The sequence below is a fragment of the Mesorhizobium sp. M7A.F.Ca.CA.004.04.2.1 genome (assembly GCF_004022825.1).
GTDB lineage: Bacteria > Pseudomonadota > Alphaproteobacteria > Rhizobiales > Rhizobiaceae > Mesorhizobium.
This window is the reverse complement of the sequence record NZ_RZPH01000093.1, coordinates 1-10641: the sequence shown is the minus strand read 5'-3', so window position 1 is coordinate 10641 and position 10641 is coordinate 1. Positions and strand designations below refer to the sequence as shown.

Here is a 10641-nt window from a genome sequence, read left to right as displayed (position 1 = left end):
GATCATCATCGACATGATGGCGAAGATGGCGAAACCGCCGGCGCCGAAGACCGGGATCAGGAACTGGGCTGATGTCACCGAACCGATGTCGACCATCCGGTAGATCGCCAGCACGCGTGCCCGGTCGTGATTGCCGACGCCGGAATTCAGCCAGCTTTCGACGATGGTGAACAGCCCGGCGAAGCAGAAGCCGCCAGCAAGGCGCACCGCGCACCACATCACCGGATCGATGACCAGCACCAGGAGCAAGGTGCCTACCGAGGCGATTGCCGCCAGCGCCGAAAATGCCCTGATATGGCCGACCGCCTTCATGATGCGGGTGATGGCCAGGCAGCCGAGCAGGAAGCCGGCGAAGTAGAAGGTGCCCATCAGGCCGATGTCGGAAGCCGAAAACCCTTCCTGCGCGCCGCGCAGCGCGATCAGCGTGCTCTGCAGCCCATTGCCGCCGAGCAAGATGCCGGCGGCGAGAAGAAGCGGGATCATCGGGCGGATGGAGGACATGAAGAGGCGATCACGTGTCGGTGATCCCTTCTTGGACCATCGCCCTGGCCAACGCCAGCAGCAATTCCCTGCGCCAACAGGGATGATCGCTGTATTCGCCTGGATTCGTTTCCCCCGTTTTGCTTGGTCAGCGCTCAGGGCTGCCTTCGACGTGACTGCCGATCGTCGGGCCACAGGCCAAGCCGCTCGGCTGCTCCCGTTGCGACGCCTATTCCTGCGAGGACTGCCATCAGCCCGACAATCAGGTTCGCGCTCACTTGTTCGCCCAGGAAGACAACACCGAAGATCGATGCCGTCACCGGATTCACCGCAACGGAGACGGCAACCAGTGTCGGCGGCGCGCGCTCGAGCGCGAATGCCCAAAGGAAGAAAATGAAGGCGCCGCAAATTATGGCCAGATAAGCGCTCGCGATCCACTGAGGTGCACTGAGAGTGGCAAGTCGCGCGAAGCCTCCGCTCGAAACCACCAGGACCGATAGGCAGACCGCGCCCACGCCCATGCCAAACGCCACGAACGGGATTGGCGCGGTGCGGGATAGAAATGGTCTCGACCAGACGTTGTAGAGCGCCATGCAGAAAGCGGCCGCGACCATGAGAAGATCTCCGCGCCAGGCATCTGGGGGAGCAGTCGTCAGGCTCGTGCCGAGCGCTACGGCCACTCCTGCCATTGCGATCAGCACACCGACGATCTTGCGGATGGTCGGCGGCTCGATCTTCAGAACTGCCGCGGCAAGCATGGTGAGCAGAGGCAGTGTCGAAAGCGCAAGCGCACCTCGCGCGGCCGTCGTGTAGACAAGGGCTCCATTGAAGAGCACCGGAAACAGCCCGAAGAACAGAAGACCCAATGCACCAGTGCCGAGCCAGTCGCTCTTCGGCGGCCACCTGTCTCGCCGCCAGAGAGCTACGGCGGCCAAAACCAGAAAGCCGCCGCCGAACCGGACCGCACCGATAGCGAGAGGATCGAGCGTGCCCGCGAGATATCGCGTTGCGCCAACGGCGGTGCCCCCGAAAGCGCTGGAGAGAATCGCGGCGAGCACTCCTGTGATTTCCATGGTTCCCGACCTTGCTGGCTCGGAACCGGGGATATCGGGAAGGCGGGCCATAAGGAATCGAATAAGCTCAATGAGTTTGATAACATTCACTATGAGTATCCCGAATCTCGATCCGGACCTTCTGCGGGCCTTTGTCGTCGTTGCCGAGCGACTCTCGTTCACGCGAGCCGCCGAGCAGCTCAATAGAACGCAGGCGGCCGTCAGCTTGCAGGTGAAACGTCTTGAGGAGCGCATCGAGACCATCTTGTTCCGGCGCTCGACAGCCCGCGTTGAACTCACCGCCGCCGGGGAGGGCTTTCTGATCGATGCCCGCCGCATACTTGCTCTCAATGAGCAGGCGATTGCGCGTGTTTCCGGTCAGCAGGTGGCCGGACAGGTTCGAATCGGGGTCATGGAAGATTATGGCACCAAGATCCTGCCGCGCCTCCTTTCTGGCATCGCCGAGCGATTTCCGTTGGTGCAGGTCGAAATGGAGATTGGTCTTACCGCCCGGCTCCTGAAACGGCTTGGGTCCTCGTTCGACGCCGTCATCGCCATGCACCCGGAAGGTACGACCGAGGGAGATTTGATATGCCGCGAAAGGGCGATTTGGGCAGCGGCGGCGACGCGAGCCGTCGAGGAACTCGATCCGCTGCCCGTCGCTCTGTCGAGCCCCGATTGCCTGTTTCGTTCCTGGGCAATTGAGGCGCTCAACAAGGCAGGCCGGCCATGGCGATTGGCCTATGTCAGCCCGAGCCTCTCAGCCACGGAGGCAATTGTTGAACAGGGCCTGGCGGTCACCGTGGTCAAAGGCAGCATGCTTGCGCCTGGCCTGCGCGGCGTCCATCCAGGCCGCCATGTGCCGCCGCTGCCCGGGGCGGAGATTCGTCTTCACCGGGCGGAGACCTCTTCCGCCAACGCTTTACTGGTCGTCGATCACCTTGCCCATCGCCTCCGGCTGTCGGCGCTTGGCTCATAGAGGTGATGCTTTGACGGGCCGAGCGGGCCGACGGCGGAGCCGGCCCTTCATTTTGAACCCGTCGCGCATGTTGAGGCCGAGTAGCGTGATGTTCGTCGCGCCGGCGGCCAATTCGAGCGCCTGCACGGCGTAGAAGCTGGTGTCGAACTCGCTGGCTCTCGCCTTGGATGCGAGGAAGAGTGCGGAGGGGATGAGAACCAGGAGACCATTGGCGGCTATCCATGGCATGCGCTTGATCTTCCCATGGCATGCGCTTGATCTTCGCGCCGATCAGCCCGGCCTGCCGGCCCTTGGCCGCCGCAAAGCCCGAACCTCCCGCCGCCGCCAGCGCTGGAACGAGCAACAGGAAGCTCCACGGTATGGCCATCTTGACGGCGGCTATCGCCACCTGGGAGGCAAACATCTCACTGAGGACCGTCGACAGCCAGAGGCTTGCGATCGTCAGCATCGCGACCGTCCCGGCGACTGGGTGAATGACCTTGCTCATGGCTTTCCCACCATTCTTGCAACCGTTTAAGCCAGGCAGATGCCCGGCACCGCCACCTTTTGGAACAGATGCGGAGAGGCGACGGCCGAGGACGGATAGGCCGAGAGCTTCGCCCTGAACTCGGGATGCGAGAACGCGGCCCGGAAGTCAGCCATCGTTTCCCATATGGCATAATTGAAATAGGCCGGACTTTCGCCGATTGCGCGGTGAAGCTGGGTCGAGATGAAGCCGGGTTGCTGCTTCATGAAGACCGCATCATCCTGCCATGCATGGAGGAAGGTCTGCTCGTCGGCCTTGTCGAGCGTGAAGACGTTGACCAGCACGACGGAGGTAGCATCGATCGCGATCTGGCGGTCGATCGGGAAAGCGGGGTTCAGTGGGCGCATGAGCGACATCATAAGCTCCGTTAATTGGTGTTATGGTGCCAATCTGTTACCTTGATTACATATCTATTTGACAACATAATGTCAATAGCAATATAGGATGTCATATGCCTGATGCCAAGCGAACACCTGCCGGCAATGCCTTGACCGATCTCATTCTCGACCTGTTCAGGCTCAACAGCCGAATGCTCACATCGGGTGACAGGCTGGTCGCCGACCTCGGTTTGACGAGCGCCCGCTGGCAGGTTCTCGGCGCTGTCGTGACCGCCGAACGCCCTCAGCCGGTCGCGTGGCTGGCGCGCGATCTGGGAGCCAGCCGCCAGAATGTCCAACGGATCGTCAACGACCTGCATAGGGAAGGGCTCGTCGCCTTCGAGGCCAACCCGCATCATCAGCGTGCGCAGCTTGTCGTTTTGACTGACAAGGGAAGACAGACTTTCGATGCCGCGATGCATTTGCAGGCGCCCTGGATCGAAAACCTCGCGGATGGCCTGCTGGTCGAGGACATCAACACCACGCACAGGGTCATGACGGCGCTGCGGAAAAAACTGGAAGGCAACGATGAAGCTGAAGAGCAAGCCTGACGGTTGTGGCCCTGTGGCGGTTTCCTTCACAGGCTGAGCGCCGCGCTGATCCTCGCGCTGCCTCGCTCCGGCTACCGGGCGGCGAACACCATGGACACGGAAGTCCGCTTGCCTTGACAAATCCGGCCTCCCATGCGCTTTTCGCGCAAATTTTCAGGGCCGGGCCGCGATGCCTTGGCCGGCAACTAGAGCACCCCGGACTTTACCAATGACAATGCACCGTTACCGCAGCCATACCTGTGCCCAGTTGAGGAAGAGCGACGTCGGCTCGACCGTTCGCCTGTCGGGCTGGGTGCATCGCGTGCGCGATCATGGCGGTCTGCTCTTCATCGACCTGCGCGACAATTATGGCCTGACCCAGATCGTCGCTGATCCGGATTCTCCTGCCTTCAAGGTCGCCGAAACCGTGCGCGGCGAGTGGGTCATTCGGGTCGACGGCGAGGTCAAGGCGCGTTTGCCCGAGACCACGAACGCCAATCTGCCGACCGGCGAGATCGAGATCTTCGCCCGCGAGATCGAGGTGCTGTCGGCGGCCAAGGAATTGCCGCTGCCGGTGTTCGGCGAGCCCGACTATCCCGAGGATATAAGGCTGAAATACCGCTTCCTCGATCTGCGCCGCGAGACGCTGCACAAGAACATCATTGCGCGTACAAAAATCATCGCCGAAATGCGCAAGCGCATGGGCGAGGTCGGCTTCACCGAATTCTCGACGCCGATCCTCACCGCGTCGTCGCCCGAGGGCGCGCGCGACTTCCTGGTGCCGTCGCGCATCCATCCCGGCACCTTCTACGCGCTGCCGCAGGCGCCGCAGCAGTATAAGCAGCTGATCATGGTGTCGGGCTTCGACCGCTACTTCCAGATCGCGCCCTGCTTCCGCGACGAGGACCCGCGCGCCGATCGTCTCCCTGGTGAGTTCTACCAGCTCGACCTTGAAATGAGCTTCGTCGAGCAGGACGACGTGCTTTCGACCATGGAACCTGTCATGCGCGGGGTCTTCGAGACCTTCGCCAACGGCAAGCCGGTGACGCAGAATTTCCAACGCATCCCCTATAATGTGGCCATGCGCAAATACGGTTCCGACAAGCCGGACCTGCGCAACCCGATCGAAATGCAGGCCGTTTCCGACCATTTTCGCGATTCCGGCTTCAAGGTGTTCGCCAACATCCTGGCCAACGATCCGAAGGCCGAGGTGTGGGGCATTCCGGCAAAGACCGGCGGCAGCCGCGCCTTCTGCGACCGCATGAATTCCTGGGCGCAGGGCGAGGGCCAGCCGGGGCTGGGTTATATCTTCTGGCGCAAGGAGGGTGACAAGCTCGAAGGCGCCGGCCCACTCGCCAAGAACATCGGCGAGGAGCGCACAGAGGCGATCCGCCTTCAACTCGGCCTTGCCGACGGCGATGCGGCCTTTTTTGTCGCCGGGGATCCGAAGAAGTTCGTCTCCTTCGCGGGGGCTGCGCGCACCCGTGCCGGCGAGGAGCTGAACCTTGTCGACCGCGAGCGTTTCGAACTGTGCTGGATCGTCGACTTCCCGTTCTTCGAGTGGAACGAGGAAGAGAAGAAGATCGACTTCGCCCACAACCCGTTCTCGATGCCGCAAGGTGGCATCGATGCGCTGAATGGCGAGGACCTGCTCGGCATCAAGGCGTTCCAGTACGACATGGTCTGCAACGGGTTCGAGATCGCCAGCGGCGGTATCCGCAACCATCTGCCCGAAACCATGGTCAAGGCATTCGAGACGGTCGGGCTGGATCGCGCCACGGTCGAGGAGCGCTTCGGCGGCCTCTACCGCGCCTTCCAGTATGGCGCGCCGCCGCATGGCGGCATGGCCGCCGGTGTCGACCGCGTCGTCATGCTGCTGCTCGGCGCCAAGAACCTGCGTGAGATCACCATGTTCCCGATGAACCAGCAGGCCTACGATCTGTTGATGAACGCGCCTTCGGAAGCGAGCCCGCAGCAGCTTCGCGACCTGGCGCTGCGCGTTGCCGTGCCCAAGAAGGACTGACGGCGGCGTTGCAACTGCCCTTTCTCCCCGTCTCTATACGGGGAGAAATGTCCGGCAGGACAATGAGGGGCAGCGCGGATGCGGGCGATTGGCGAACGGCCGTTGCAGCTGACGCCTTCTGACAGGCAATCGGTTCGGCATGAATTGCAATTTGTAGGCGTCGGCGCTGCCCCTCATCCGCCTGCCGGCACCTTCTCCCCGTATAGTGACGGGGAGAAGGGAACTACTTCGATCAGTCTTCGTTGGCCTTGACGGTGACGCCGAGCGTCTTCGGCAGGTCGAGCGGGTTGGACATGGCGCCCGCCATGATCAGTGCGAACGGCACGGATGCCGGCGGCTCGGCCGAGATTTCGAGGCTCTTCGGATCATCGAGGAATTTGCTGACCGCGGCCGTAACCTGCGCCGTCAGTTCCGGATTGTTGAGCTGCGCCATGCCGAACGGCACGATCGCCTTGGCCTGGTTGGCGATGTCCTTGCCGGACATGCCTTGCTGCTTGCCGACATAGTCCAAAACCTTGTTGGTCAGCGAATCGTCGTCGAAGCGGATCGAGGCGCTGTTGAACGAAAGCTGCTGCAACAGGCCGAGCATGGCCATGCCTTGCGCCGAATTGTCGGCGCCTTCGGGCTGTGCAGCCATCTTCTTCTGCATTTCCTGCAGCGACTTGATAAAGTCCAGCGTGTAGCCGCCGAGATTGAAGGTCATGCCGAGCGTGCCGGCATTCTCGACCGAGATGTCGTATTTCGACAGTTCCATCTTGCCGTCCGTGGGCTGCCAGGTGCCGGCCATTTCGAGATTGCCCGCGATGTTCTGGTAGCCGAGCGCGTTGATGACTTCCTTGGACTTCGGATCGTCCACCAGCGTCAGGTCGGCGTTGAATTTCTCCGTGGTGGCGGTGAATTCCATCGCCTTGCCGTCCGCCGGCGGCGTGATCTCGATGGCAAGTCCATCCATCGAGAAGGCGGTCTTGTCGGCGACCTTGACGGTCATGTTCGAGAGTTCGGCTGACTTGTACATCATCAGCGAGCCGAGCGGGCCGGTGGCGCCGTCGGCCGGAACTGTCATGTCATGGATGACGAAGGGGCTGAGGTCGAGGGTGACGCCGTCCTTGCTGTGTGTGAAGGCAGCCGTCGATACGGTGGCGATGTCATAGCCGCCATTTGCCTCGGTCACACCTTCGAGTTTGACGTCGCCGATGGGAAGCGCTTCCTTCTCCGCCGCCGGTTTGATGGCAACGCCCTGCAGCACCATGCTGGTGTTGTCGCCGGTCACGCCAGTCCAGGTGATGTCGACACCTTGTGCGACAAGCGCGGCCTTCAGCCGGTCGGCCACTGCCGTATCCTGTGCGAGGGCCGCATTCAGCGGCAGCGTGAGCAAGAAGGTCGAAAGGGCTAATTTCCTAAGAGTTGAGCGTTTGATTGTCATCGCAAGGTCCCTGAGAGTGTCCTGAAATTGTTTTTTCAATTATTTGCGCCATCACCATTCCGTGACGAACTGGACCGGAAAAAGGCGTGTCCCGGCACATTGGTCAAAAATCGCGGTGAAAGGCAAACCCGATCCCACCGTCTTTGCGCAAACCGGTGAATTTGTCATGAAGAGCCGATAGCCGGATGTCGTCGCGCTTGGCCATAGAACCCGCATGTAACAGGCTGATGTTGGCCGACATCCCCCGGGGTGCGGTTTCGTGTTGCAGAAGGGCCGGTATCTCTGTCGGGCTCTTGCCGCGAATCACCCGCTCGGCTAGTCCGAGCCCATGGGAAAAAGGCTTTTGCCGCCTGAAAATGGCGGTGGCGATCATATCGAACCGGTCGATCTGAAGAAGGCGCTGGAAGAGCGCTATCTGGCCTATGCGCTGTCGACCATCATGCACCGGGCACTGCCCGATGTGCGCGACGGACTGAAGCCGGTCCATCGCCGCATCATGCACGCCATGCGCCTGCTGCGGCTCAACCCCGACCAGGGCTTTGCCAAATGCGCCCGCATCGTCGGCGAGGTGATGGGCAAGTTCCACCCGCATGGGGACCAGTCGATCTATGACGCGCTGGTGCGGTTGGCGCAGGATTTTTCGATGCGCTATCCCTTGGTCGACGGGCAGGGCAATTTCGGCAACATCGACGGTGATAACGCCGCCGCCATGCGCTACACCGAAGCGCGCATGACCGATGTGGCGACCGAACTCTTGTCCGGCATCACCGAGGATGCCGTCGATTATCGGCCGACCTACAATGAAGAAGACGAGGAGCCGGTGGTTTTGCCCGGCGCCTTTCCGAATCTGCTGGCCAACGGCTCGTCCGGCATCGCGGTGGGCATGGCGACATCGATCCCGCCCCACAACGCCGCCGAGCTTTGCGATGCCGCACTTCACCTGATCGAAAACCGGGACGCGCCGGTGGCGAAGCTGATGGAGTTTGTCCAGGGGCCGGATTTCCCGACCGGCGGCATCATCGTCGACAGCCGCGCCTCGATCCTCGAAGCCTATCAAACCGGCCGCGGTGGCTTTCGCGTGCGCTCGAAGTGGTTCCAGGAGGACCAGGGCAGGGGCACCTGGAGCATCGTCGTCACCGAAATACCCTACGGCGTGCAGAAGGCGCGGCTGATCGAGAAGATCGCCGAACTGCTGATGGCACGCAAGCTGCCGCTGCTCGAGGACATCAGGGACGAAAGCGCCGAGGACGTCCGCGTCGTGCTGGTGCCGAAGAGCCGTTCGGTCGATCCCGGCATCTTGATGGAATCGTTGTTCAAGCTGACCGAGCTCGAAAGCCGCTTCCCGCTCAACATGAACGTCCTGTCGCGCGGCAAGGTGCCCAACGTGCTGTCGCTGAAGGGCGTACTGCAGGAGTGGCTCGAGCATCGCCGCGAGGTTTTGATCCGCCGCTCGAAACATCGGCTTGGCGAGATCGAAAGACGGCTGGAGATACTTGCCGGCTATTTGATCGCCTACCTCAACATCGACGAGGTGATCAGGATCATCCGCGAGGAGGATGAGCCAAAGCAGGTGATGATGGCCCGCTGGTCGCTCACCGACACCCAGGCCGAAGCCATCCTCAATATGCGGTTGCGCGCTCTGCGCAAGCTTGAAGAATTCGAGATCCGCAAGGAATTCGACGGCCTGAGCGCGGAGAAGAAGCAGATCGAGGCACTGCTTGCTTCAAACGAGAAGCAGTGGGCGACGATCAAATGGGAAGTCACCAACATCCGCGACAAGTTCGGTCCGGAGACCGAACTCGGCAAGCGCCGCACCCAGTTCGCCGACGCGCCCGAGCATGATCTGGCCGACATCGCACACGCCATGATCGAGCGCGAGCCGGTCACGGTCGTCGTGTCGGAAAAGGGCTGGCTGCGGGCGATGAAGGGGCATCTGGCCGATCTCTCGACGCTGACCTTCAAGGAGGGCGACAGCCTCAAGCTCGCCTTCCATGCCCAGACCACCGACAAGGTGCTGGTCTTCACCACCGGCGGCAAATTCTACACCATCGGCGCCGACCGGCTGCCTGGCGGGCGCGGCCATGGCGAGCCGATCCGCATCATCGTCGATATGGACAATGACCAGGACATCGTCACCGCCTTCGTCCACGACCCGAAGCGCAAGCTGCTGCTGGCCTCGCACGACGCCAACGGTTTCATCGTGCCGGAGGAGGAAGTCGTCGCCAACACCCGCAAGGGCAAGCAGGTGATGAACGTCAAGGCGCCGGACGAAGCCAAGCGCTGCATCCCGGTCACCGGCGACCATCTCGCCATCGTCGGCGAGAATCGCAAGATGCTGGTGTTCGCGCTCGCCGAGATTCCGGAGATGGGCCGCGGCAAGGGCGTGCGGCTGCAGAAATACAAGGATGGCGGCCTTCTCGATCTCAAACCGTTCACGCTGGAGACCGGCCTCTCCTGGCAGGATTCGGCCGACCGCACCTTCACAAGGTCGCGCGAGGAACTGGCCGAGTGGATCGGTGCCCGTGCGTCGGCCGGACGGATGGTGCCGAAGGGATTCCCGAGGACGGGGAAATTTGGGTAGCGCTGCTAATCTCCCCTCGAGGGGGAGATGTCGCCAAAGGCGACAGAGGGGGTCGGCACGACTGGACGCGACCTCCTTCGCCGGCAGAGGAGGTTAGCGCTTCACGCGCGGCGACCCCCTCTGGCCTGCCGGCCATCTCCCCCTCGAGGGGGGAGATCCCCAATCATTTGGACTATCGTCACGATTGCTGCACTATATCAGTGCATAGACAGGAGGGGTGTTTGGGAGAGCCAGGCGTTTGAAGGAAGCAAAAATCCAGAAACCGGAACGGCAGCAACGCCTGTTCGGCCTGTCGACGCCGCTCAGGTCCGCCGTCATCCCGCCGCTGTCGGCGGCGCGCTGGCTGCTGGTGCTGATCGTCGCCGCCGGCGTTTATTTCTTCCACGGCTTCCTGTTTCCGGTGCTGGCGGCGCTCGTCATCGCTTTCGCAAGCTGGCCGCTTTACCGCCGCCTGCTTGTCGCGGTCAGTGGCAACCGCACCATCGCCGCGACCTTAGCCATCCTCTTTATCTTAGCCTTCCTGGTGATCCCGATCGCGCTCGCCGGCACCTATGCGATCAACGAGGTCCGCGAATGGGTCGCCTGGGCGATCGAGACCAACCGTCATGGCGCGGTGACACCGCACTGGATCGCCACCATGCCTGTCGTGGGCGAGTGGCTGAACCAGCAG

8 protein-coding genes and 3 pseudogenes are annotated in these 10641 nt (G+C 62.0%); 5 read left to right on the top strand and 6 right to left on the bottom strand.

The window, feature by feature from the left end; all coding sequences use genetic code 11:
• A pseudogene (locus EN893_RS06815) lies at positions 1-501 on the bottom strand (MFS transporter); the annotation flags it as partial.
• Between the two features lie 134 nt (positions 502-635).
• Positions 636-1553 carry a DMT family transporter gene (locus EN893_RS06810; RefSeq protein ID WP_127272769.1) on the bottom strand — a complete coding sequence of 306 codons (918 nt, stop codon included), beginning with the start codon at positions 1551-1553 and terminating at the stop codon, positions 636-638.
• On the opposite strand from EN893_RS06810, the gene EN893_RS06805 reads away from it, so the two are divergent.
• Positions 1552-2511 carry a LysR family transcriptional regulator gene (locus tag EN893_RS06805; RefSeq protein ID WP_348632460.1) on the top strand — a complete coding sequence of 320 codons (960 nt, stop codon included), beginning with the start codon at positions 1552-1554 and terminating at the stop codon, positions 2509-2511. The two genes, EN893_RS06810 and EN893_RS06805, sit on opposite strands and share 2 nt — an antisense overlap.
• Here EN893_RS06805 and EN893_RS06800 read toward each other — a convergent pair.
• Positions 2506-2998: pseudogene (locus EN893_RS06800) on the bottom strand (hypothetical protein). The gene EN893_RS06805 and the pseudogene EN893_RS06800 overlap by 6 nt on opposite strands.
• A 26-nt stretch (positions 2999-3024) precedes the next feature.
• Positions 3025-3393: an antibiotic biosynthesis monooxygenase family protein gene (locus EN893_RS06795; RefSeq protein WP_127271415.1), complete on the bottom strand. Its 369-nt coding sequence runs from the start codon at positions 3391-3393 to the stop codon at positions 3025-3027.
• Positions 3394-3488: 95 nt separating this feature from the next.
• Here EN893_RS06795 and EN893_RS06790 point away from each other — a divergent pair, with 95 nt between their 5' ends.
• Complete coding sequence (locus EN893_RS06790) at positions 3489-3965, top strand: MarR family winged helix-turn-helix transcriptional regulator (RefSeq protein WP_127271416.1); 477 nt, start codon at positions 3489-3491, stop codon at positions 3963-3965.
• Positions 3966-4179: 214 nt separating this feature from the next.
• Positions 4180-5967: an aspartate--tRNA ligase gene (gene aspS, locus EN893_RS06785; protein WP_164748989.1), complete on the top strand. Its 1788-nt coding sequence runs from the start codon at positions 4180-4182 to the stop codon at positions 5965-5967.
• Between the two features lie 232 nt (positions 5968-6199).
• On the opposite strand, the gene EN893_RS06780 is transcribed toward aspS, so the two are convergent.
• Both EN893_RS06780 and EN893_RS06775 read right to left on the bottom strand, forming a co-directional pair.
• Positions 6200-7390 (bottom strand): hypothetical protein, encoded by a 1191-nt coding sequence (locus EN893_RS06780; RefSeq protein WP_127267503.1) that lies wholly within the window; start codon positions 7388-7390, stop codon positions 6200-6202.
• 103 nt (positions 7391-7493) lie between these two features.
• The gene (locus tag EN893_RS06775) at positions 7494-7763 is read right to left on the bottom strand and encodes a hypothetical protein (RefSeq protein ID WP_127258120.1); all 270 of its coding nucleotides are present in this window, start codon (positions 7761-7763) and stop codon (positions 7494-7496) included.
• Between EN893_RS06775 and parC the strand changes: the two genes are divergently transcribed.
• The gene (gene parC, locus EN893_RS06770) at positions 7719-9971 is read left to right on the top strand and encodes a DNA topoisomerase IV subunit A (protein ID WP_127267504.1); all 2253 of its coding nucleotides are present in this window, start codon (positions 7719-7721) and stop codon (positions 9969-9971) included. The two genes, EN893_RS06775 and parC, sit on opposite strands and share 45 nt — an antisense overlap.
• A gap of 238 nt (positions 9972-10209) precedes the next feature.
• Positions 10210-10641: pseudogene (locus tag EN893_RS06765) on the top strand (AI-2E family transporter); the annotation flags it as partial.